We start from the raw sequence: 24289 nt of genomic DNA, 5'->3' as shown, positions 1-24289 counted from the left end.
CTGGTCTTGACCCTGGCTGTTCGATGAACTGCGCGCCGCGCAGTTCATCGAGCTTGGGTCCAGCGCCTCGCTGGTCCGGGTGCAGGGGCGGACAGCCCCTGCTGGGGCCTGGGGCAAAGCCCCAGCGAAGCGGCTTCCTGAGGAGACCAATGCCTGGTCAGGGGAACAACCAGCCGTACGTGGCGTAGGCGAGCGCGATATGGGTCTGCGCCCAGAACCTGTGGTAGGTGAAGTTCGGCGCGGGCCCACCCTTCAGATAGGCCTCGACCTTCGCCCAGTCCGGGTCCTGCTTGTATTTGGAGCGGATGCTCGCGAACGTCGAGCCGTTCTCGATGACGTCGCCGTTCGGCATCTTCCCCTTCCAGCCCGTGGGGAGATGCAGCGCGTCGTTGAAGCGCTTGTAGTCCTTGCGTGTCTCGATGTTGGAGAGCCCCTTCGGATCGCGGAACTTCGCCCACATCCGGTCGAGCAGCTCCTTGGCGAGCTTCTGCGTGTCCTTGTCGTTGGCCTTCGCCGCGTAGAAGGTCAATGTATGCACGAGCCCCGCGGTCGTCCCGACATCCGGCGTGGTGCTCGTGACCTTCACGTGCAGCCCTGCGTTGAACGTCTTGTCCGAGCCATTGAAGTTCTGCGTCTGGTCGTTCCAATCGAGGGAAGGTTGTCCCGTCCATTGCAACGACGACGGGATCTCGTACGTGCCATCCGGCTTGAGCTTCGTGTTCGCCTTGACCCAGGCCACCCATTTGTCGAGGATGACCTTCGCGCCCGCGTCGCCCGTCACGTAATAGTACTCGGCGACGCGTTGCACCGACCAGACCTGGAAACCGAACCAGTCGTTGCTCGGCGGGTCCGAGAACACCGGCGCCGACTGGTAGGCCATTCCGTAGAACGTCTTCGCGTCCGCAGGCGGCGCGTCGTACCGGCCCTTCCAGCTATTGGTCGCGCCGCCGGCGATCCCGCCCTCGGCCGATTGGAGCCAGCGGTAGAACTCGATCTGGCGCTTCGCGCTCGTGGCCCAGTCGCCCGCTGCCTTGGGCGACTTCGGCCGGAGCGGATCGAACTGGGCGAGCACATGGGCTGCCAGCGGGTTCTGATACCCCGAGTGGTTGTGGCTCGACCCGATGCGCCAAGACCAACCGCCCGAGCCGGGCGCGGCCCCACCCCACGCGTAATACCAGGAGAGCAGGTAGTGCGCTGACGAATAATCCGAGGCGGCTGCGCAGCTCGGGCTCTTGCAAGGGATCACCTTGAAGTACTTGTCGAAGAGCGAATACCGAAGGTAATCGCCCATCTTCGCAGCCTTCGCAGTGTTCGCGTCGACGCTCGTGTTGCCTCCCTGCTCGTCCGCCCACTTCTTGGCCCAGTACATGGCCTGGACCGCGCGCGCGTCCGCGTCGGGCGCGTTCGTGTACTTCCACTGCTTCGCGAAGCCGGTCCCCTTCTGGAAGATATCGAGGAAGCCGTTCGGCCCGCCCCCCGCGAACGCGTCCCAGGAGGGCTGCGGGATCGCCTCCCACACCGACTCCTCCGGGCCGCGCTGGAACGTATTGATGTACGCCCCCCGGCTCTTGCCGTCCCCTCGCTTGCCGAACCCGTAGAAATTGTCCACGTCGAGCAACCAGTGCATCCCGTAGATGGGCGCCGGCCCGTACGTGGTCTTGAGCTCCTCGCCGATCGGATCCACCCCGATCGGAATTCTGCTATCCAGCGCGACCGGGTAGTCTTGCGGCAGATCGCCCTCCGGCGCATAGGTCGCCGCCTTGCGCGGCGAATACCCCTTGATCGTCGGCTGATCGGCGAGCGACGGGATGATGTAGTATTCGGCGTTCGCCCAGGCGCGGTCCAGGTGGCTCCAGTCCTTGGTGACGCGCCCGTACATGGCCTCGAGCCACATCCAGTAGCTATACGCCTCGGAAGTCGTCTCGTGCCCTTGATCCGGCGCCTCCACGAGCAGCGTCTCCACCGCGTGGTAGGGGATCCCCTCCGGGCTGAAATAGCCGTTGGAGAGCTTGTGGATATCCGTCCACAACTCGAGGAAGTGATCAGTATAGACATTGCCGGTGTTCTTGACCGGCGGCTCCGGCGCGGCGGGAGGCGCGGGCGGAGGCTTCACCTCGTCCTGCGCAGCCACAGCCGGTTGTCCAGCGGCCCCCGCGGGTCCTGTCGGCCCCCCCGGGCTCACCGCGCCCGTTCCCGTGGGCTCGATGGGAACACAAGCCGCCATCACGAGGAGGGCGGCGGGCCCCAGCACGAGCGTCGAGGCAAACGTTTGTGTTCGTGCCGCACGGGCAGCCAGGGAACGGAACATCGTCGAGCCGAACTTCATAGGGTGCACCAATGGGGTTCAATTGGAAATCGGATGCCGCGCAGCCTATCGGCCGACCCACCGGGCGTCTAGAAAAATCAAAACGGCAAACGCGGGGGCGCGTTGCCGGGGCGTTGCCCCAGACCCCAGCAGGGGCTATCCGCCCCTGCACCCGGACCAGCGAGGCGCTGGACCCAGGATCGATGAACTGCGCGATGCGCAGTTCATCGAACGACCCTCGAGCAAGCCCAGCGGTTCTATTCGTCCACGACCCGGATCGGGATCCAATCGAACCCGGTGGCGCCCGCGTCGCGGAAGATGCGCCAGATCTTCGGGGTGACGAGGAAGAGGGGGAACGGGAGGACGGAGTCGTACACGTCGCCGTTGAAATTCACGTAGCCGTACCATTCCCACGAGATATTTACATCGTGGATATCGGCGACGTCCGAGGCACGGTACGCGAGGCGCATCGGAATCTGCTCACGCCCCGAGAAACAACTCCGCCCGCACGGGCAGGGTTGGGAGAGCTCGACTCCCGTGGATCGAGGCGACATCGGCGGCACCGTGTGCGTCGCGCAAATCTGCCGCCATGGGAGCTGGATATGCCCTCGCCTATCGAACGCCGCGAAGACGCCCCGGAACGAAAACCCCGTCGCGCCGCTCTGCGCGAGCGCGCCGGCCAGCTTCTCGCCGACGAGCAGGTCGTTGTAGCAGGTCGCCGCCGCGCGCCGGCCCTCGAGGACGTGGAGTTCCTGGCCGTCGACGACCTGCGCGGACGTCTGCCGGGCCCCCGCGCCGCAATGTTTGCAGGCGTCGGACATGTCGTACTTCGTGCCCACCCGCGGACCCGCGAAGATGCTGCCCTCCAGGGCCCAGTAGTTCACGACGAGCAGGCGCGCTGCTTCGAGTTCCTCGTCGGTAAAGCGATCGCGACGTCGCTCAAAGTAATCCTTATCGTGTCCCTCCAGCAGCTTCAGGAGGATCGGCAGGCGTTCGTCCCTCTCGTCCAGGGTGATGTCCGTCGTGTCCGCGATTTCGTCGAGGACTGCCACGTCGGGACCGCAGCCTGCAGGTCCGAGGATCGTCTGCGGCCCCCCCGAAAAACGATCGTTGATGATGCTGATTCGCACCTCGGTCCACATATTCGCGCCTCGATCACAGGGTCATTTACCCAAATACGGCTTGATGGCTTTCAGCCAGTGCGGGCAATTCTTGTATACCTCTTCGTACATTTGCAATACGTCACCGATTTTATCCGGGTTGACGACGTTCGGTCGATACTTGTTGAGCATGCGTGTGATCTTCTTGTGCTGCGCCTCCGTCAAGATAACAGCCGGCAGCTTGTCGAAGTTCTTCGCCAGCCCCAGCTTCCTCGCCATGGCCTCCTCCAGGATGTGATGCGCCTGGTACGCCCCGCCGAGGTTCTTCGTGAACGCGCGCATCACTTCATAACTTGCGATGGCCCCGTTCTGCTCCAGCGCGGCCGCGATGTCCGCCCCATACTGCTTCGCCAGGAGCTCCGCCGTCTCCTTCGACAGCTCCTCCGCTCCTTGCAGGATCAGCGGCGCCTTCTTCGCGCAGGCCTCCTCCAGCTTCTTCGCGAACTTATCCGCCTGCCCGACGAGCACCGCCGATGCGACCTGCGTGATCGCCGCCGCGGCCTGGACGATGGCGTTGTCGACGCCGTCCTCGTCGTCGCCGCCGATGATTCCGAACCGCTTGCCGTCCTTGCGCGCGAGGTCGTGGTTGAACTCGCCGTTCAACATCGCCGACGCTATCGCCAGCTCGCGAACCATCCGTTCGAGCGGCGTCAGGGCTTTGCCTTTGCCCGTCCCCTCCCCCTTTCCCTTGCACCCCTCCTTCACCTGCTCGCACAGGACCACGCTGACCAGCGGCCTCCCGGGCCGATGCTCTATCTCCGGCAGCGCGCCTCCCCGATCCACGTGGGAGCATTCCGCGTCCACGCACGTCCGCGGGTGCACTTCCTCCCGCTTCGGCAAGACGCTCTCCTGTCGCAAGACGCCCTCCCGCGGCAAAAAGCTCTCCCGTGATACCTTGGGCGGCTCCTCTTTCTGCGCCGGAGCACGATGCTCCTCCACGCGCTTTTCGACGCTCTCCGGCGCGTCCGCTTTCTTCTCCTCCTTTCGCGCCTCTTTCGGTGGTGGCGCGGGGGGCGCGGGCGGCGCCGGGGCCTTTGCGGCGGGCGACTCCGGCTTCTTCGGAGGCGGGGGCGTGCACGCCGACGGCCGCGATTTCGACGGGATCCGCGCGAGGCTCTCCGGGCCGAGGTTCGGATTGTATCGAAGCACGACCCGGCGATGGGCCTGCTTCCAGAACTCATGCGCATGGAGAATGACCAGCGCACCACCGGTCTTCTCCTCGATCACGGGATTCTTGTGCACCAGGTTGCACGACCGGCGCAAGATGGCTCCCGCGTCGTCATCGACCACCGACCCGCGCGTCGAATACCTTCACGAGCTGTGTCGACGGAGCCCCCAGCCCTTGCCGACAACCGCCGGGAGCCCGTCGACATGACCCCGACCGTTGCCGGCAACCGCGGCGACCATGTCGACAAAGCCCCAGCCCTTGCCGACAAGCCCGGCGAGCACGTCGACAACCTCCCCAACCGTCGTCGACAAGCCCGGCGCGCATGCCGACAACCTCCCAGCCCTTGCCGACGAGCCCGGCGACCATGTCGACATAGCCCCCAGCCCTTGCCGACAGCCCGGCGACCATGTCGACATAGCCCCCAGCCCTTGCCGACGAGCCCGGCGACCATGTCGACATAGCCCCCAGCCCTTGCCGACGAGCCCGCCGAGCCTGTCGACAACCTCCCAGCCCTTGCCGACGAGCCCGCCGAGCCTGTCGACGAACCCCCCGGTCGTTGCCGACGAGCCCGGCGAGCCCGTCGTTCAGCGCCCCCGCGCGCCGTCCTTGGCCGCCGCCGCGAGGTGCTCCTTCGCCTCCAGGAGCGCCGCGATCGCGAGCTCACGCTGGCCACGCGCCGCGAGCGCCCAGCCCTGTTCCCGCAGGATCGCTCCGAGCAGCGCCCGCGCGGAAAGCTCCTTGCCCGCCGCCGCGTCCCGCGCCGACCGCACCGCGAGATCCGGCCGCCCCGCCCGCGCGAGCGCCACCGCGAAGGCCGAATGCCCGCCCGGCGGCGCCGCCGCGGACCCCTGCAGGAGGACCTCGCAGAGCTTGACGCCCGCCGCCCGCGCGAGCGGATCGGCGCTGTCGAGCGCGGCGCGCGCGGCGGTCCACACAGGCGCAGGCACCCCCACGCCCCCCTTCGTGACGAGCTCGGCCGCCTCGTCGAGCGCCTCCGCCGCGTCCCCCGGCCGGCCCTGACCGAGCGCCACGAAGGCCGAGAGCCCGAGCGACGCGAGGCGCAGCAACGGCGACGCCGGCTCCGTGGAGCGCGACGGACGCGGGGCCTCGTCGACCTGGCCGCCGCCCGTGAGCGCGGCCCGCGCCCGACGAACCAGCCCGGCGATCTCGGGCGCGAGCTCGCCCGCCCGCGTGACCGCCTCCGCCTGCGCCTCCCCTCGCGACGCAGCGATCGCCTGCGCCGCGGCGAGCCGCGCGAGGGCGTTTTCCCGCGCCGCATCGTCGGGCACGTGGCCGAGCGTGGCCGCCACGCGATCGGCCTCCAGCGGCGTGAGCGCGTCCCCGAGCGCGTCGGCGTGCTCGGCCGCGAGGCGGATCGCGTGCCGGCCGAGCGACGTCGTCGGGTCGCGGCCGAGCTCCTCCAGGAGCGAGAGGCCCGAGGCCCGCACGAACCGGCTCGGCGCGCGCAGCCGGCCAAGCGCGATCACGAGCTTGTGCTCAGGCGGCGCGCCCGTGGGATCGGCGGACGCGGCGTCGGCGACCGCGAGCGCGGCCGTGCTCCGATCGCCGAGCAGCCGCTGGACGCGCCACGCGCGGGCCGCGATCGCGACGTCCGCCGCGCCTTTCTCCTCGTCGGCCCGCGTGGCGGCGTTGGCGAACACCACGAACGCCGCGTCCCCCTCCCCCATGAGCTCGAGGCAACGGCCGTACAGGTAGAGCGCGCGGGCCGTCGGCGCGCGCTCCGTCTCGGCCTGCGCGAGCGCGAGCGCCGCGCTCTTCCGCCCGACCCGCGCGAGCAGACGGCACAAATCGAGGATGGCCGGGAAGTGCGGGCCGCTGCCGGAGAGCGTGCTCCAGTAGGCCGCGATGTCCCCGATGTCCCGCTCGTCGCTCCCGAGGCGCACCACGCACCGGAGGGCGCCAAGCGCGGCGCGCGCGGCGAACGAGGGTTCGGCCGTGCGCACGAGCAGCCGCCGGTACGCCGGGAGCGCGACGAAGGGCCCGACGGAGGTTTCGAGCTTCTGCGCCGCGCTGAGGCCGATTTCGTCGACGAACTTCACGCGCCGAGGGCCCTTTGGATCACGCGCCTCCCCGCTCCGTGACGAGGCCGAGCGAGGGCAGGCGCTCGCGCGCCCCATCGATCCGCGAGGTCTCCGCGTTGATCGCTTCGAGCTTGCGCCGGAGCGCCGCCGCGTCGGTCGTGTCCGCCGTGAGGTTCGCGAGCGGCGCGAGGACCTTCTCCTGAAGCTGCACGACGAGTTTGTCGCGCTCGGCGACCTGGAGCGAGCCCACGTCGGAGGACGAGGGGACGAAGTCGACGAGGTGCCGCTCCACGCTCTGCGCGTAGTACCGCTCGCTCCGCAGCCTGCGCTCGAGGTAGGCCGGGTCGTCGAGGCGCATCTGCGCGAACTCCTCCTGCATCGCGGTCTCGTCGAGGGCCTGCACCTCGTTGAAGACGCGGCGCCAGGCCACGGCGTCGGAGGCCTCGTACGCCGCCATCGCGCGCGCCTCGAGCTCGGCGAGCCGCTTCTCCCACGCGGACCGATCCATGCCGTAGAGGTTGCCCGAGGCGCGGTAGACGCGGCGGCGCAGCTCGTTGAGCTCGGCCTCGAAGCGGGCCATGGGCGGCGAGAGCGTCTCGTTCGGGTCGCCGCGGTACCAGTCGACGAGCAAGCGCAGCTTTTCGCAGAGCGCCTGCAGTTTGTCCGGATCCGTCGCGACGACCTCGCGGATGCCGGCGACGAGCATGTCCGCCTCGGCCCGGTAGTGCGTCGCGGAAGTCCCCCAGAGCGACTTGCTCGTCGCCTCGGCCTCTTCGAGCAGCGCCTCCACGGCGCCCGCGGGATCAAAGCGCGGCGCGGCGGGCGGCTCGACCTGCGCCCAGAGCTCCTGCCCCGCCACGACCGCGCGCGCCTCCATCCGCATCGCGTCGTCGCACCGGAGCGTGAGATCCACGGGCGTGCCCACGGGCAGCTCGCGCGGGACCTGGAGCAGGAGCGCCTTGATCGGCATGCGGTTCTGCAAGAGCCGGAGCACCACGGCCCCGCTCTGATCCGCGGTGAAGAAGCGGCTCTTCACCTCCGCGGGCAAGCCCGCGCCGCGCGCGATGAGCACGCGCCGCTCGCGCCGGCCCGCGCGCACGACCTCGATGGAGAGGTCCTTGGCCACGACGGAAGGCCGCGAGAGCGCGCTCGCCCGCGGCCGGACGTCGCCGCGGTAGAGCGCAAACGGGAGCTCCGCGAGCACCTCGCGCTCGACCGAACGCAGGGCCACGCGCGACGCGTGCTCGGGCTCCTCGCCGAGCGGGACGTCGAGCCGCACGACGGCCCCCGCCGCGTCCGGGAGCGCCGCCTTCGCGACCTCCTCGGCGCCGCTCATCCCGCGCAGGACCGCGATCTCCGCCGCGCCCTCCGGCGCCTGCTCGACGCGCACGCCGAGCCGGATCTTCGAGCCCTGGCTGACGAGCGGCGTCGTGAACGAGACCATGATCTTCCGCTCGGGCTCGCCGATCCGCAGGCCCCCGAGCTGCGCCGCGTGGATGGCCGCGCCGAGCGCGACGCACGTGTCCACCTCGTCCTGGAGCGGCTTCTCGGAGCGGCTCTTCTTGCAGATCGCCTCGGTCACGCGGCGGACGACCATCGGCACGCGGGTCGAGCCGCCGACGAGCACGACGTGATCGATCTGCCCGAGATCCACCGACGAGGTCTCCGCGCTCCGCGCGAGGGCCCGCTCGCAGCAAGTGATCGTGGTCTCGACGAGATCCCCGATCGCCTTCTCGTAGTCGGCGCGCCCGATGTCGCCCTCGAACGAGACGTTCTCGCCGCTCTTGTCCTGCATGAAGTCTTGCTTGGAGACGCTGACGACCTCGGAGGTCGAGAGCGACTCCTTGATCTCCTGCGCGAGGTGGACGAGGCGGCCGAAGCGCTGCCGATCCTCTTCGTCGCCGCGGACGTCGAGATCGAGGGCGTAGCCGCGCGCGACGAGGATGCCGCGGAGCTTCTCGGCGAAGCGCCGATCGAGGTCGTCGCCGCCGAGGTAGTTGTCGCCGTCGATCGCGAGCACCTGGTACTCGCCGCCGAGGCAACGCAGGATCGAGACGTCGAACGTGCCGCCGCCGAGGTCGTAGACGAGGAAGTTGCCGTCGCCGAGGCGGCTCTTCCAGGTGTGGTAGATGGCCGCGGCCGTGGGCTCCTGGAGGATGCCGATGACGTCGAGCCCCGCCATCTCGCCGGCCTTGCGCGTGGCCTCGACCTGCGGGGCGTCGAAGTAGGCGGGCACCGTGATCACGGCCCGATCGACGCGCACCTCGATGCCCTCGGACGCCTGTTTGCCGAGGTGCTCGCTCATGCGCGCGCGGAGCTCGGCGAGGATCTTGGCGCTCACGTCCTCGGGCGCGAGCGCGTGCGGGCCGACGTCGACCTTCGCATTTTGCCCCATCTTGCGCTTGATGGACTCGACGGGCGGAGGCGTCTTGCCGCGGCGCTGGCGCGCGGCGTAGCCGACGAGGAACGCCTCGCCCTTGGGATCCCAAGCGACCGCGGAGGGGACGGTGCGCCGGCCGAAGCGGTCGGCGTAGATGTGCAGATCGCGCTCGGACGGGTCGAGCATGGCGATCTCCGAGTTGGTCGTGCCGAGATCGATTCCAACGGGACGGTCGACGAACATGGTCTATCGCTTCCTCTCGGGAGACGTGGGGGCTGCTTCTGCGGCAAGCACGGGATCTTCATCGAGCGAGAGCACGCTTCGCGGCCCCCGCTCGGCCCCGCGGGAAAGGAACGTCGCGAGCGTGAGCGCCACCGAAGGGCGCGGCGCGAGATCGGCGAGCCCGACGGGTTCGGCCGCGGGGGATTTGCGCATCTTCGGCGGCGCCTGCGCCGGGCCCGAACGATCGAGCGCGGGGTGGCGCGGGCGGGCGCCGATCGCGGCGCGCAGGCGGCGCAGCGGGTGCAAGGTGAGCTCTTCCCAGGCGGCGCGGATGGACGCGCGCTCGCTCTCGCCCGCGTCCTCGGCAAGCTCGCGCAGCCGCTCCGTGATGGCGCGCGGGCCCTCTTTGGGATCGAGGTCGAAGCGCTCGAAAGGGTTTTCGGGTTGATCGCTCATGACGAGATCCCGAGGAGCTTTTTGGCCTCGCCGAGGCGCTTCTTGGCCTCCGAGAGCCGCGTGGCCCCGGGGTAGAGCTGCTCGGCGCGGTCGATGAGGGCCACGGCCTTGTCGTGATCGTGGCGCGTGGGCGCGCGTGCGCCGGGCAGGAGGCGGAGCGCCTGCTCGCAGAGCGTGTTCGCCTTCATGAGCCGCGCGTTCCGGTGCGTCGGGCAGATCGCGATGGCCCGATCGAGCAGCTCCAGCGTCTCGCGCTCGGTGCGCACGACGTCCGAGCGGAACACGAGCATCTGCGCCGCGCGGGCCGCATACGCGAGCTTCGACGGATCGTCCTCGATACGCTGTGCGAGCGAGTCGACGAGCGGCGCGAGGGGGCTGATGAGCTCCCGGAGCGCGTCCCAGCGGCTCGCACGGTAATGGGCCCAGGCGAGCGGCGTGGCCTGCTCGATCGCGGCGTGCTCGACGCTCTCGTCCTCGCCGGACCAGCGCCACACCGCGACGAACCGCCCGAGCATCGCCGCGCCCTCCGCGGCGCTCGGCTCGCCCTTCGTGGTGACCTCGGCGAACACGGCGAGGACGGGCGCGAGCGCCTCTTCGACGGCGACCGCGACGAGCGACGAGGCCCGGCGCGCCGCCCGCTCCGCGAGGGCCTCGGGGGCACGGGCGATCCGCGCGGCTTCCTGGACGCGTCCGAGTGCGACGAGCGCGCGTTGTGCGGAGATCGTGAGATCCCGCGCGCCGGTGCGCGCACGCTCGCCGAGGTCGTCGATGCACCAGAGCGGAGCGTCCGCGAGGGCGCGATCGAGGTCCTGCCGCGCGAGCGCGCTGCCCGTGACGGCCTCGCCGAGGTCGCGGAGGTAGGTCTCCTCGCGGCCGAGGGCGAGCCAGGCGGTGATCGATCGGACGAACGCGTTGGAGGAGGTCGCCGGGAGGTCCGCGAGGGAGGCGTGGTGGAGGGCGAGGTGGTGGAGGAGCTCCGGGGGCGGATCGATCTGGCGCGCGGGTTCGAGGTGGTCGAGGAGGGCCTGGGGGTTGTCGGCGCGCGCGGCGTTGACGGCGTCGCTCCCGCCGGGCAAACGCCGCAGGACGGCGCAGAGGCCGGCGCCGCGGGCCGGGGGGCGGGCGTCGGGTCCGGCCTGGGCGCGGAAGAGGCGCTCGAAGGCGATCTCGTCCGTGAGCCGCGCGAGCAGCGCTTCGTCCTCGTCTCGCCACACGGGAGGCATCATCCGCGGGAGGGGCGGATGCGGTCAAGACGGGCGGGGGCGGGCGCGGGAGCGGGAGCGATGTTCAGGGGTCGAGCTTCCCGACGAACACGTCCGCCCCTGCGTGGGTGGCATCGAGGTCGCCGGAGCCGAAATCGATATCTCCGTAGACCGTCCCTGCCATGTAGATGTGCCCCGACGGGGCCGCGACGAGCCCATTCGCGGAGAGGCTGATGGCATTGCCTTCGCCGAACCGCCGGCTCCACAAGGGTTCGCCGTCGGGCGAGAACTTGGCGACGAAGATGTCCGACGAGAGCGACGAGGAGGCCTGGAGCACGCCCGCGCCGAAATCCACGGTCCCTCCGAAGCTCCCTCCGATGATCACGCTCCCGCTCGGGTCCGTGGTGATGGTGTAGGCGACCTGGTATTGACCATTCCCGAAGGACTTGCCCCAAAGGTACTTCCCGTTCGGATCGAGCTTGACCAAAAAAACGTCGCCTGCCCCCTCGGGGGACTTGGACGTGACCGGTCCGCCGCCGAAATCCCAGGTGCCGCTGAAGATGCCCGTCAGATAGACGTTGCCCGCGGCGTCCGGCTCGATCGTGAGAGAGGAAGCGTAGAGAATGCTGCTCCCGCCGAAGCTCTTGCTCCAGAGGTGCTCGCCGGAGGGGCCGAGCTTCACCACGAAAACGTTGTCTTGTCCCACGCTCGTCAGCGTCTCGCCCCCGAAGTTCACCGAATCGTACATGTACCCCGAGAGGAAGATGTTTCCTTGCGGATCGAATCGGGTGGCGTTCACCAGCACCGGCGGCAGGGTCTTGCTGAAGACGTGGTTCCCCGCCGCGTCGAAGCGCCCGAGGAACGTGACGCCGTCGGCATCCACCAGAGGTCCGCCGCCGAGGTCCAGGGAGTTCGCGCTCGTTCCGCCCCCGAGGAGCAGATCCCCCGCCGCATTCGACCCCATCGCTTTGATGAACAGCGAAGCGGTGGAGGAGGCGATGATCTGCTTCCGGAACACGATATCGCCGGCCTGATCGAGCGAAAAGAAGAGCGCGTCCTGGCCGCTGACCGAGGTGAACGTCTCCCCGGCGAGCGTGACGAGGCCTGACAAACGCCCGACGCCCGAGGTCCGACCTGCCCCATGGGTGACGAAAAAGTCCCAGCCGTCTCCTCCATGGAGGACCTCCGCGCCGAGGGGATCACCCTCCGCGCCGAGCTCGAGCACGCAGGCCCCGTGCCCGGAGGCCGATTCGACGACGCCCACGGGGCCGCCGACGTCGAGGGCGCCGCCAAGGTCGATGCCGAGGACGATCCCGCCGGCGTCCGTGGCCGCCGCGCTTCGCACGAATTCGTCCTCGGGGCTCGCGAAGCGCTTCGCCCACGAGGTCTCTCCGGTGCAGACGGCGGACGTGCCGTCACAATTTTCGTCCCCCGGCGTGGAGCACGCCTCCAAGGCCGGCAGGATCTCCCCCGTACACGGGCCGAAGCCGCTCCCGTCGCCCGCGCACGTGCGGAGGCCCGCGCGGCATGCGCCCACGCCCTCGGTGCCTTCCGGGCCGCTATAACAGACCTCCTGCGCGTGCGGCTCGCAGACATCGGCCAGCTCGACGTACGAGCCGCAGCCGGGCATCGCGGAGGTGAGCATTGCGAGGAAGAGCAGACGGAGCACGCCCGGCACGCGGTTCACCATGACCGCATGATAGCCCTGGCCGCGCGTAAAGAAAATCACGTAGGATGGGCGAATGCGGAAACGAATCGGGGGTCGGGTCGTCGGTTGGGGGGCCTCGGCGATGGTCATGGTTTGCGCCGCGGCCGGTTGTGGCGAGGGGCGGAACGTCGCATTCGAGAACGAGCCCGAGGTCGCCCGCGCCGTCCAGCCGCTGCTGCTCATGGCCGTCGAGCAGGCGAAGCTTTTCCCGAGCAAGCCCCACCCGACCGGGCGTTTTGGTCTCTCCACGGCGATCGACGGGGACACGGCGGCCGTGGGCATGCAGCGGTCCGCCAGTCCGAATGGCAATGTCGGGGCCGTCTATCTGTTCGAGCGCAGCGGCGCCACCTGGGGCGAGGTGGCCGAGCTCAAAGCGCCCGGCACGGTCGTCTACGACGAATTCGGGGATGCGGTGGCCCTCGAGGGGGATCGGCTCGCCGTGGGCACACCCTACATCGACGCCGATCTCCCGGGCGCCGTCTTCTCGTACACGCGGCAGGGGGGCGCATGGTCCTTGGAGGGGAAGGCCGTGGCGACGGACGGGCTCGGGTCCCGCAAGTTCGGGTGGAACGTCGTGCTCTCGGGGAATCGGCTCGCCGTCATGGATCCGGACAGCGGCGACGTCGGCGCGGCCTACGTCTTCGTCTTTCAGGGGGGCACCTGGACGCAGGAGGCCCGGCTCGTCCCGAGCGGGCTCGGCGGCGAGGACCATGTGTCTGCCATCGGGTTGTCGGGGGATACGCTCGTCGTCGCGCACGGGTCCGGGGCGCGCGCCTTCACGCGTGTAGGGAGCACGTGGAGCGAGGACGCGGAGATCCCGACGGACATCCACCTCCGGGCGGTGGCGCTGGAAGGGGACACCCTGGCGCTCGGAGGTCAAGACGGGTGCCGGATCTTCTCGCGGGTCGGCGGCGACTGGATCCAGGTGGCTGATCCCTGGCCTCCCATGCACCTCGGCCCAGACACGTTCGGCGAGACGCTGGCGCTCGAGGGCGACCGGCTCCTCGTGGGATCGACCTTCAGCGGCCTCCAGGAGGGGGGGTTTCCCCTGTTCCGTGCCCATACCTTCCGCCGCTCGGCGGGCGTGTGGGAGCTCGAATCCATGGTCCTCCCGAAGGAGCAGTCCAAGGATTGGCAAGGGGCGTTCGGCGCCTCCGTTTCGCTTTCGGGCGACACGCTGCTCATCGGCGCGCCGGATGAAACGACCCCCGAGAACGAGGGCGCGGCTTACATCTTCACGCTTGTGCCGGGGCTCGAGAAGGGCACCCCCTGCGACAAACCCACGGTTTGCGCCAGTGGCTTCTGCACGGATGGCGTCTGCTGCGACACCTTGTGCGAGGGCACGTGCGTGGCGTGCGTCGGGGCCTCGAAGGGCGACGGCATCGACGGCGTCTGCGGGCCCATCGCGGCGGGGACCGATCCCGATGCGGAGTGCGCGGAGCAGGCGCCCAAGACCTGCGGAACGACGGGCATGTGCAATGGCGCCGGGGCGTGCGAGGGGCCTCCGGCAGGCGCCACGTGCGACGACGGCAATGCGTGTACCGAGGGCGACGTCTGCGTGGGAGGGGAATGCGCTGGCGAGCCGCTCTCGTGCGCCGCGCCGGACGCATGTCACCTGCCGGGGCAATGCAATACATCGACGGGGGTGTGCGAATATGCCTTGATCAACCCCAGGGATCCGGAATGCGCGGTCGTCCCGGAGGCGTCCTGCGGGTGCGGGGTTCCAGGGAGCGGTTCGGGGATGGGCGAGCTCTCCGGACTCATGGTGCTCGCGCTCGCCGCGACGGCGGCACGGCGTGCGCGACCGAGCAGACAGGCGTCTCAGCGCGGCACGAGCCAGGCGTCGAACGGCTCGTAGTACGCGCCGCCGGGGACCTCGCTGTCGGCGCGGTAGAGATCGAAGTCCACGGGCAGCTCCGGGTGGTCGGGGCTCGAAAAGCCGCGGATCTCCCAGACCGAATGCTTGTTCGGGGCCTTTCCGAAATCGAAGGGCTTCATGCCCGCCGGAAAGGAGATGTTCTCGAAGCGCAGCCAGTCCCGGATGCAGTCGGGATCGTTCGGGTCCTCGTCCTTGGCCGCATCGGGGCAGGTCTCCTGGAACGTGCGGCCGATACCGACCGGGCGTGTTCCCGTGAAGGTCAAGTCCCGGAAGGTCGCCGGGATCGTCTGCACGAAGACGTAGGACAGGATGGTGATGCTCTCGAGCGTGACGTCGACCATGCGCGGGCGATCGTTCATCGGGATGGCTTTGATCGCGATGCTGTCGAACCCGTTGTCGACGATCGTGACGTCGTCGAACTCGAACTGATTGCCATAAGCGCCCCAGTGGATGCCGTACCCTGCGTTCGACCAGAACGCGTTGTCCTTGTACGGGGCCTGGAGGCGTTCGTCGTCGTTGTGCCACACCATCGCGCCGTGTGCGCCGCTGTTATGCGTCACGTTGCGCGTGAAGGTGAAGTCCTCCGGGCGCCCCGATCCCCCCTCGACCCAGCCGAACCCGGCGACGTCCGACCCTCCGCTGTCCCAGCCGATCCCGACGGCGACGCAATCGCGGGCGCCCGATCCCTCGCCGCCGCTGTGCTCGAACCCGGCCAGGCGATGATCGATGCGCAGGCAATCCCCTTCCGCGGAGCGCTTCGACGCGCCCACCTTCGCCGCGAGGACATGATCGAAAACAATGCCGCGGGGCGCGCTCTCCGCCCGGTCCTCGCAGCGCGTGCCGCAGCCGTTCGTGTCGTAGAACATCGAAAACCCGGGGCCATACGTGTCGTACCCGGCGACGTCCGAGACCTCGATGCCGTGGGACTTCTCGATCACGACGAAGCTCCGCTGCCCGCCCCAGATCGCCGCGTGGCGCACGAACGACGGATCGGACGCTTCCTTCTGCGCGCCGAAATAAAGGGCCGCCCGGCGCGGGGGCCCGCCGCAGGTCTCAGGCCCGAGCCACCGGAGCTCGACGCTGTCGAGCTGCGCGATCCCCTGCCCGAGGACCAGGATGTGCGCGTGGTTCGTATCGTCGGCCGAACGGATAACGACGTTTCGGGTCAGGTTCGCGGCCTCTCCCCGCCGCATGCAATCGGTGCAGCCGTCGTGCGTGTAGCTCGGTGCGGCTTCGAGGGTGACCGTGTTGCCGTCCACGGCCGCAATCTTCGCCTCGTCGAACTGGCTCACCCAGGTCTCGCCCGCGCTGCGCGGCGCCGTCGGCGTGAGCGTGATGCGGTCCCCCACCTGCCACCCCGACGCGTCGTCGATTGTGAAGGTCATGTCCGCGGGCCCTGCCCCGTCGGTCAGCCGCCCCCAGGCGCGTTTCTCCTGCCCCGCGGCCAGCAAGCGCCCGCTCCCCGAAACCCATAACCCGATGTCGCCGTCGACGATTTCGATCGGGGTCTCGACCGAGGTCCACCCCTCATCCCCCGCCTCGACGGACGGGGTGCCCCGGTAGTTCTCGTCTTTCATGCCGGTGAAGATGATCCCGGCGGTCACGCCGGCCGGGATCCGCCCCTCCGGTGTCCCGTAATCGACGGTCCCCGCGACGACGAGGTTGCCGTGCATCGTGAGAGTCGCCGAGACCTCGCGCGAGGCGGAAAGCGTCCCGCCGGCCTTGATGTGGAGCGTGCGCGCTTCGGCCGCGCAATCGACGACGACCGTCCTCCCGTCGGGGATGACGAGATCGGTCGTGGCGTCCGGGGTCACGCCGCCCCACACCTTCGGGTCACAGAAGGAGCACGTGTCCCCTTCACATGTCGCCGCAATGCCCGGCGGATCCTGCTTGATGGCGCCGGTGTCGCCTCCACAGGCGACGAGGGCGAGCGGCAGGACGAACAGCGCAGCGCAAAACCCTGGCAAAGCGAGACGGCGTCCCCTCATGGCGAGTCCTCCTGGCAGGCGGTGAGATCCGGCGCGATCTCGGCCGGCGCGGCGGCCCGCAGCCCCTTCCGCTGCGCGGCCGAGAGCCCCCCGCAGACGCTCTGCCAGGCGTTTGCAAGGAGCGTGTGATGATTGGGCGCAAGCGTGCCGCCCTCGGCGAGAAACGTGGCCTCACGCCGAAAGAAACGGCGGAGGAGCGCCTCGCACGTCGCCGCGTCCACGTGGCGGAGGGGCACGGCGAGCAGGCGCACCGGCCCCTGCGCAGTGCCGAAGTCGTCCGCGAGGGCCCCGCGGGACTCTTCCCAGCTCCCGAGGAGGTGGAAAAAGGTCAGGGCGGACGGCCCTTGCCCGGCGTCCTCCGCGGCCAGGAGGACGTCGCGCCAGTTGAGTGGCCTTTCGCCATTCGAGACCCCTCGCCCCGGATGGACCGCGATCTGCGCGACCCACCACGAGAGCGCCTGCGCCATTGCATGCGGCACCGCTTCGGCGAACCCGGCCTCGAAGAAGGCAAAGCCCACCTCGTAGGGGAAGGCCGGGCCGCCGTCGGGGAAGCCGTGGTCCGGGCCCTCGTAGCCGCCATGCGCGCGCTGCCACGCCCACAGCTTCACCGCGGCGTAACGGAGAAGCTCGATGCGGCCTTGATGATCCCCCTCCTCGACGAGGAGCTCCTTGCCGATCTGGATCGCCGCCGATTGAAAGGCGAGCGCGTCGGCGAGGGTCCCTGGATCGGCGAGCGTGGCCTCGGTGCTGGCGAGGAGCCCGCCTGCACGCGTGAACCAATCAGGATCGATCCTGCGCGGCAGCCAGCGTAGCCACGTCGGCGCCTGGACGGGGCTCGGGAGCTGCGAGGTATCGAGCGAGGCGAGCGCATCCCAGGCGGGCTCGGCGGGGAGGCCGTCCGGGAAGAGGGCCACGCCGAGCGCTGCGTCGTCGGCGAGGACCGCGTCGATCCCGGCCCCCGCTTCGCCGAGCATGCCGGGCCCAGGCTGAAACGGCGGATCATGGACCCGCCCCGCGGGGGCGACCGGCAGGGAGCGGATGTAACTCGCAATGGCAGCCGCCTCCGCGGGGGAAAACAGGTGGTGCTGCGCGCGCGCCTCGATGCTGTGGTTCGAGAAGGCGAAGACGGCGAGGTCCGCGCCGTCGTCGGCGTGGCAGCGGGCGCAGGTCGGGCCGCCGTCGCGGGAGAGGGTCGTGAAGAAGGCGCGCCCTTGCTCCACCGCCGCGGGATCGGCGAGGGGGGCGGTCCACGTGGCCGGGTCCTCCCACGGGAGGTCGAGCTCGACCCGGCTCGCCGCGTCGTCGGGCGCGTGGATCGAGAGGCCGAGGACGCGGAAGCCCGAGACGTCGGGCACCTGCCGGGCATACCGGAAGGCAATCCGGTTTTCGCCCGCCTTCACCACGCCGGCGTCGAGCGGGATCATGCCGCGCCCCATACCGCCGAAGGGGCGGCGAATCCCCAGGCCCGACGCGCCAAGGTCGATCGGCGCGCCGCCGTTCACCACGACCCACGCCGCCTCCCCCGCCACGACGTTGTCCGCTGCGACGTCGAGCGAGAGGGCCGGGCGCGCCGAAAGTGCGGCCGGTACGTCGAGGGTGACCGTGACCTCGGTCCCCGGCGGGCCGAGGATTTCAAGCGGGAATGCACGCGGTCCGGCCACGGGAGCCCCTGCGGAAGAGGGCTCGCTGCACCCGGCGCTCGCCATTGCGAGCCCTCCGATCAGCGCGGTGTGAAGGCTGATCCTGGAGATCGAATGCATTCAGACATCTAACGCGCGGTTCGCCGGGGAGTCAATCGGCATTCGTCCGCGAATCGAGCTTCAACGTGCTCGCGTGGATGCAATAAAACTTCAGTCTACCGAGAATGAAGCGCCCCCGTGGAAAAACTTCCGGGCCATCGAACGTCGGCCGGCAGCTCCACGCACTCCTTGATCGACGGCGGCGCCCCCGGACGGCCCTCCGGCGCCGTCGTCTCGGCTGCATACGCCCTGCAGAGCACATGTTGCTCCTTCCAGACCAGCCCACACGAGGGCCTGTGCTCGCCCGCGCCGGTCGCGGGGGCGGGGTCGCCGCAACGGTACCGCGCGATAGATCGATCGCCATAGGAATCGAGGCGCACGTCCTCGTAATAACGAATCTCGCACCCCGCCTTGTCGGCCCCCGGGGCGACGACCGCGGACCAGAAAAACGGCCCGCTATCGACGCCGTCGTACGAGCCATCCACGCGCGCGGGGCGGCAGGCGCGGAACGCACGGGCGAGGCAGCGCCGGGGCTCGCTGTCGTGCTGGAGGAGATCGTCGTACGATCTCGCGACCTCCCCGCAGTCGAGCACCGGCGACGCCCCCGCCCCGCCGAGATCCTCGGCCACGGTTTGCCGAAACGAGCGCAACACCTGTTCCCGTCGCGACGGGGCCTGCCCCGCGCACGAGGTCGCCAGCGCGAGCGCCACGCCGGTGCCGACGAGCAGGGTTGTCCTGCGAGGTCCGGGTGCCATGGGGGAGGATCCTCCGCGCAAGGGGTGGATGCGGTCAAGACGGGCGGAAGCGGGAGCGGGAGCGGGAGCGGAAGCGGGAGCGGGAGCGGGAGCGGGAGCGGGAGCGGGAGCGGGAGCGGGAGCGGAAGCGGTGTGTGTACCGCTGTGGAAGGACCCAATGCGGGCGCGTGGGAGGAGGCGCGCTTATCGGTCTGCCGGCTCGAACCCGAGCCAGGCGGCGGTGGCGGAATCGATGCGGCTCTTGCGCACGGGGGGAATGTAGAGCGTCGAGGCTGGCGTGACCCTGGCTTCCGCGAGCTTGCCGAGGCGCAGCCGCTCGATACGCGGCGCGCAGCCAATGTAGATCGCCGCCTCATAGATCGTCACGGCGTGGTCGGCAGGGTATTCCTCGCAGAGCCGCGCCACGAGGAAGGGGAGTCTGTGGTTGCTCGCGCCTTCGCGACGGTACGTGTTGTCTCCGAACGACCCGATCTGCCAGAGCACGAGCGCCGTTGTGGGATCGATGCGCTTTCGATGAAGCACGAAATGCGTCGCCTCGTAGCTCTGCATGCCCTGGTGACCAGGATCGATGCCGAGGTCGGCGAACAGGCAATCCTCCGCCGAGATCGCTGGCAGCATGGTCGCCGGATACCCCTCGTCACGCGCGCGCTCGATGGCCAGGTGCCCCGGATAAGCGAACACGCCCGGATGCCCGTAGAGCACCACGCACGTCCGATGGCCCCCCCTCACCGCGTCAAGGATGCGGTCCACCATCGCGTGATACGTCTCTCCACGCGGCTTGCCCTCCCCGTAGAGCGCCGTGAGCGACTCGGCCGACGGCGATAGCTCCTTGATCACACGCTCGGCGACGAGATCCGCGACCACGTAGAGAACCTTGTCCGATGCCTTGATCCAGGCGATCGCATTTCCCGTGAGATGCTCGGTCGTCCTGATTCCGGTCCCCACGACGACGAGCGAGCCATTCCCTTCGAGCATCCATTCCTCCATCCCTCGCCCCGACGCCGAGGCACGCATGATCATCCGATGAGAGCCGGCGACAGCACCCGGGCTAGTCCTGGCAGCCGAGCGCCGTCGCGCGTTGCGCCGCGGCCTTCGCGGTCGTCGACTCGTCCGCCTGGCCCCACCGCCGCAGGACCACCTTGTACGCCGCGCACGCCTCCGCCTTCTCCTTGAGCCTCTCGCGCACGACGCCGAGACGGTACGTCGCAAGGGTGTGCCTCAGCGGATCGTCGAGCGCCGTGCACGAGCGCGCCGCCGACTCGAGGCGAGGCAGCGCCTCATCGTACCGACCCGCGAGGAACGCGACCTCCCCGAGCACCGCCGTGACCATCGCGACGTCTGCCTGCGGATAATGCAGGTGCGGGCGCTTCAGCACGCTGCCCGCGAGCGCATCACGGCCCTGCTGCGGGGTGCTCGCGGTCGCGGCCGTTCCCAAAAGCCAGAGCACGCTCGGATCCGCATCCTTGCCCTGCCACTCACGCTCCCACCCCGCGCGAGCCGCCTCGTACGCCGCCGCGTCCAGCCGTCCCGCCCGATGTTTGGCCTTCAAGAGCAATGCCTGCGCATCGTCCCAAGGCCTCCACTTCAAAGGACGACCCCACGCAGCTCGCTGCGAGAGGAACAGCTCGGCCACCTCCCCCGCCTTCCGGTCCTGCCCCATCTCCCAATAAAGCCGCACCAGCGCGAGCGCCGGCACGGCGTGTTTCTCCTCCTGCGATTCGCCGATGATCTCCCGTTCGAAATCCTTCGCGAGCCGCTCGGCCTCGTCGAAATGGCCGGAGAGGATCGCGAGGTTGATCCGGAGCTTCACCGCCGCCTCCGGCATGCCCGCCTCGCGGAACCGCCGGACCGCCTGATCCACCGCCGCGCCCACCGCGCTGAGCGGCTGGCCCGAAGCCTCCAGGGCCACCGCCAGCTCCTGGTACGCGAACGGCGACGCCTGCTCTTTCGTGATCCACCGGCGCGCGTCCGGCTCGAGGCGGCTGCACCGGCCCATGATCCTCTGGAAGCGCAGCCGCTCGATGACGCAGTCCGTCGCCAAGGGCGCCAGCTCCACGCAACGATCGAGCGCATCGATCGCCTCGGGAATGCGCTCGTCGCGGAAGAGCACCAGCGCGCGCGCTTGCCAGCAGTCCGCATACCGCTGATCCAGCTCGAGGCAGCGATCCACGAGCGCGAGCGTGTGCTCGGGCGAGGCATCCGGCTGCACCGCGTGGAGCAACAAGACAAGCTCCGCGTCGCCAGGGAAGCGCCGCGTGGCCGCTTCGAGACGGGCGGTCGTCGCGGCCTGATCGGGCGGATCGCGCTGGATCAGCGGCTCGAACGCGTCGAGCAGCACCTGGTCCCGCGCCGGCATCGTCGCGCGCAGCTCCACCGCGCGCTGGAACTCCGCGCGCGTGCTCGTCGTCTTGCCACGAAACCGATCGATCACCGCGAGCCGCAGATGAGCCGCCCCGAGCGTCGGGTCGAGCTTGGCCGCCCTCTCGAAGGCGTCGTACGCGAGCCCCCAGGAGGCGTCGCGGATGCTCTGCAATCCCTGGCGATAGGCCGCGAGCGCCTCGGGGCTCGCGCTCGAAGGCAGCTCGAGCTCGGTGACCGCGGTGGGCGTCGTGGACGGCGCCGCCGCCGCCGCTGCCTCCGCCACCGGCTGCTCCGCCGACCTGCGGCGCAGCCGCGACACGATGCCCGTGGAGAGGACGACCAAGCCGGTGATCGCAAGCGTCACCGCCGCCACGAGCTGCCACCGACCCTGCACCGACGCCCGAAGCGCGGGCCCGACCGCCACGGCCGTCGGCGACTCCACCGTGTTCGCCAGCGGCGGGCGCTCGGGTTGTACCGGCGCCGGTCTCTCGATCCGCACCGAGGGCGGCTCGAAGGGCTTCGCGCGCTTGCCCGTGACCGGCGAGGGCGACCGAATCGTGTTCATCGGCGCGCTGCCCGCCTCGGGCCTCGGCGTGGCGGAGCGAGACGTCGAGGCCACGAGCGGGCGAGGCGCCTCGAGCGTCTCCGGTTCGTGTCCGACCGCGGGCACGCCCGCGCGCGTCGCCGAGGGCGCGCTCAGGTCCTCATCGGCATCCGCGTCGACGATGCGCACGACGTCGGGGATGGCGAGAAACTCGCCCGTCACGAACGGTACGAGCGTCTCGATGACGTGGTCCATCGACGGGAAGCGATCGGCGGGGCGCTTCGACACCGTGCGGCGCAGGGTCCGCTCGACCGTGGCCGGCACGATGCCGTCGAGCGACGGCGGGTCGTCGGCGAGGATCGCGGACAAGAGCCGCACCCCATCGAGGCCCGGGCCGAAGGGGACCTCGCCCGTGAGCAGCTCATACGCGAGCACGCCCCAGCCGAACTGGTCGATGCGCTCGTCGACCGCGTCGCCGCGGAGCTGCTCGGGCGCCATGTACGCGGGCGTTCCCACCATCATCCCCTCGCCGGTGAGCGTGTCGCTCTTGGGGTTCGAGGGCGGATCGAGATCGTCCTCGCCCGGCGTGGACCCGCGCGTCGAGAGCCCAACGCGCATCCTGCGCGCGATGCCGAAGTCGAGCACCTTGATCGCGCCGTCGTCGCGAAGCATCACGTTCTCGGGCTTGATGTCACGGTGGACGATGCCCTCGCGATGCGCCGCCGAGAGGGCCCGCGCGACGTCGACGAGCCAGCCGAGCCGGCGTGAAGAGGTCGTGCGGGCCGCGATGAGCTGGCGGAGCGAGACACCGTCGACGAACTCCATCGCAAGGTACGGCGCGCCGGAAAGCTCGCCGATGTCGTAGATGGCGACCGTGTTCGGATGGCTCAACGCAGCGGCGGCGCGCGCTTCGCGGAGCATGCGGCCCTCAGCGCGCTGCCAGGCCTCCGGCTCCGCAGCGCCCTGCTTGCGCAAGAGCTTGAGAGCGACGCGGCGCTCGAGCCGCGTGTCGCGCGCCTGATACACCTCGCCCATCCCCCCCTCGCCGAGGGGGGCTTCGATGACGTAGCGATCAACCGTATCGCCTGGGCGCAGGCGCATGGCGTCATGGTATCGCGGACTCGTGACGATTCGCGAGGATCCGCTCTCGATTGTTCCTGGGCAACCTTGTGGGCAACCTTGGGAGACGCGCGACGTGCGATGTGAGGCACGTACGCCAACTCTTCATGACCCCCCTCGCCGCTCGGTCAAGGAGGGTCAGGAAAACTGGCGGCTGTCCGGGGAGCGGACCGATATCGGCGCGCGTACGGATGCGGGCCCGGTATCCGGAGAGCGTGACGACAGCGGGCCGCGTACGGAGTCCGGAGAGCGCGTGGACAACGGGCCGCGCACGGACAAGGGGTTGGGGGGGTCGGAGGTTCGGCTCGACAAGGGCGCACGGGTCGACAGGGGCGCGCGGGTCGACAGGGGCGCGCGGGTCGACAGGGGCGCGCGGGTCGACAAGGGGCCAGCGTCGGAGGCGCGTGCCGCCATCGTGGGGCAGCCGAGCAGGTACGGGCACGACCACGGCGAATGCATTGAGGCAGCATCCGGGTTGTCGGCCCGAAGGCGCTCGAAGATCGCTTGCGGTTGCCCCGAGTGTACGGCCTCTCGATCGACATCCGAGACGCCCGCGATGCGCATGGTCTCGTCAGGATTGAGGTAAAACCTCGCCAACAAGGAGTGGTCGAGGGCCATGTCCGCAAAAAACGCGAGGAGGGACTGTGTCATCTGTTCGCTCCCTACTAACTACGATCTCGTAGGTGGTGCTGGCGGCGGAGCGTGGCGTACGCGAAGCGCGTAGAGAATACCTGCCAGCAGCCCGAGGATACGGGTCTCTCCGGGCCGTCGCAAGCCCGGGAGAACGACGTCGCGCTTTCTTTTCGCGCGGTTGTTCTCAGGGCGCGCCCGTTTGCGTCAGAGCGCTGTCGGATCTGCGTGCTTCTATCCGCGAGCGCAGGACGTTTCCCGCTTGGCAGGACGCATCCCTCGGGGGGCTCGCGTGGGAATCGAGCTTGTCATCGAATTTTCTTGCGCTGCGAGGGTATGCGTGCTGCAGGGTCGGAGGCCGCGTGAGGCGCCCGGGGAGGAGACGCGCGGCGCGCTGGCTTGACGCTATCCACGAACGGGGACGTCACCTCGGGCGCGGGGGTGGGGGCGGGAGCGGGAGCGGGAGCGGGAGCGGGAGCGGGAGCGGGAGCGGAAGCGGAAGCGGGAGCGGGAGCGGGAGCGGGAGCGGGAGCGGGAGCGCTGGCGGGAGCGCTGGCGGGAGCGGGTTCAGGAGATCCCGCTCGGGGACGGCCAGCCTACCGTCGTGCTCGGCCTCTTCAAGGCCAATCCG

General features: G+C 69.8%; 15 protein-coding genes. 1 reads left to right on the top strand and 14 read right to left on the bottom strand.

The window, feature by feature from the left end; translation table 11 throughout:
• Window positions 1–157: 157 nt before the first annotated feature.
• From QHF89_RS46985 to QHF89_RS46950, 8 genes are all read right to left on the bottom strand, one after another.
• A complete protein-coding gene (locus tag QHF89_RS46985; protein ID WP_284721875.1) occupies window positions 158–2308 on the bottom strand; it encodes a glycoside hydrolase family 48 protein in 2151 nt (716 codons plus the stop codon).
• 254 nt (window positions 2309–2562) lie between these two features.
• On the bottom strand, window positions 2563–3447 hold the full coding sequence (locus tag QHF89_RS46980) for a hypothetical protein (protein ID WP_136973114.1): 885 nt from the start codon (window positions 3445–3447) through the stop codon (window positions 2563–2565).
• Window positions 3448–3468: 21 nt separating this feature from the next.
• Entirely contained in the window at window positions 3469–4707 is a 1239-nt protein-coding gene (locus QHF89_RS46975) for a hypothetical protein (protein ID WP_136973113.1), read from the bottom strand.
• Window positions 4708–5217: 510 nt separating this feature from the next.
• On the bottom strand, window positions 5218–6693 hold the full coding sequence (locus QHF89_RS46970) for a hypothetical protein (protein ID WP_136973112.1): 1476 nt from the start codon (window positions 6691–6693) through the stop codon (window positions 5218–5220).
• A 19-nt stretch (window positions 6694–6712) separates the two neighbouring features.
• Entirely contained in the window at window positions 6713–9298 is a 2586-nt protein-coding gene (locus QHF89_RS46965; RefSeq protein WP_136973111.1) for an Hsp70 family protein, read from the bottom strand.
• 3 nt (window positions 9299–9301) lie between these two features.
• On the bottom strand, window positions 9302–9733 hold the full coding sequence (locus QHF89_RS46960; protein WP_136973110.1) for a hypothetical protein: 432 nt from the start codon (window positions 9731–9733) through the stop codon (window positions 9302–9304).
• Window positions 9730–10947 carry a hypothetical protein gene (locus QHF89_RS46955; RefSeq protein WP_136973109.1) on the bottom strand — a complete coding sequence of 406 codons (1218 nt, stop codon included), beginning with the start codon at window positions 10945–10947 and terminating at the stop codon, window positions 9730–9732. Before QHF89_RS46955 ends, QHF89_RS46960 begins: the two co-directional genes overlap by 4 nt.
• A gap of 73 nt (window positions 10948–11020) precedes the next feature.
• Window positions 11021–12625: an NHL repeat-containing protein gene (locus tag QHF89_RS46950; RefSeq protein WP_284721874.1), complete on the bottom strand. Its 1605-nt coding sequence runs from the start codon at window positions 12623–12625 to the stop codon at window positions 11021–11023.
• A gap of 52 nt (window positions 12626–12677) precedes the next feature.
• On the opposite strand from QHF89_RS46950, the gene QHF89_RS46945 reads away from it, so the two are divergent.
• The gene (locus tag QHF89_RS46945) at window positions 12678–14501 is read left to right on the top strand and encodes an FG-GAP repeat protein (protein WP_136973106.1); all 1824 of its coding nucleotides are present in this window, start codon (window positions 12678–12680) and stop codon (window positions 14499–14501) included.
• Here QHF89_RS46945 and QHF89_RS46940 read toward each other — a convergent pair.
• The 6 genes from QHF89_RS46940 to QHF89_RS46915 all read right to left on the bottom strand — a co-directional run.
• Window positions 14465–16510 (bottom strand): G8 domain-containing protein, encoded by a 2046-nt coding sequence (locus QHF89_RS46940; protein WP_136973105.1) that lies wholly within the window; start codon window positions 16508–16510, stop codon window positions 14465–14467. The genes QHF89_RS46945 and QHF89_RS46940 overlap by 37 nt on opposite strands.
• The gene (locus QHF89_RS46935; RefSeq protein ID WP_136973104.1) at window positions 16507–18171 is read right to left on the bottom strand and encodes a hypothetical protein; all 1665 of its coding nucleotides are present in this window, start codon (window positions 18169–18171) and stop codon (window positions 16507–16509) included. The genes QHF89_RS46940 and QHF89_RS46935 overlap by 4 nt, the downstream gene beginning before the upstream one ends.
• A gap of 194 nt (window positions 18172–18365) precedes the next feature.
• A complete protein-coding gene (locus tag QHF89_RS46930; protein WP_136973103.1) occupies window positions 18366–19004 on the bottom strand; it encodes a hypothetical protein in 639 nt (212 codons plus the stop codon).
• A 183-nt stretch (window positions 19005–19187) separates the two neighbouring features.
• Window positions 19188–20018 (bottom strand): SAM-dependent methyltransferase, encoded by an 831-nt coding sequence (locus QHF89_RS46925; RefSeq protein ID WP_284721873.1) that lies wholly within the window; start codon window positions 20016–20018, stop codon window positions 19188–19190.
• A 34-nt stretch (window positions 20019–20052) separates the two neighbouring features.
• Window positions 20053–23010, bottom strand: a complete 2958-nt coding sequence (locus QHF89_RS46920; RefSeq protein WP_136973102.1) for a protein kinase domain-containing protein — start codon at window positions 23008–23010, stop codon at window positions 20053–20055.
• A 1072-nt stretch (window positions 23011–24082) separates the two neighbouring features.
• The coding region (locus QHF89_RS46915) for a hypothetical protein (protein WP_284721872.1) at window positions 24083–24289 on the bottom strand (207 nt) is incomplete at its 5' end.

Origin of the sequence: Polyangium sorediatum (genome assembly GCF_029946465.1) — a bacterium.
GTDB lineage: Bacteria > Myxococcota_A > Polyangia > Polyangiales > Polyangiaceae > Polyangium > Polyangium fumosum.
Note: the sequence above shows the minus strand (reverse complement) of the source record. Positions and strands in the feature narration are given on the sequence as shown.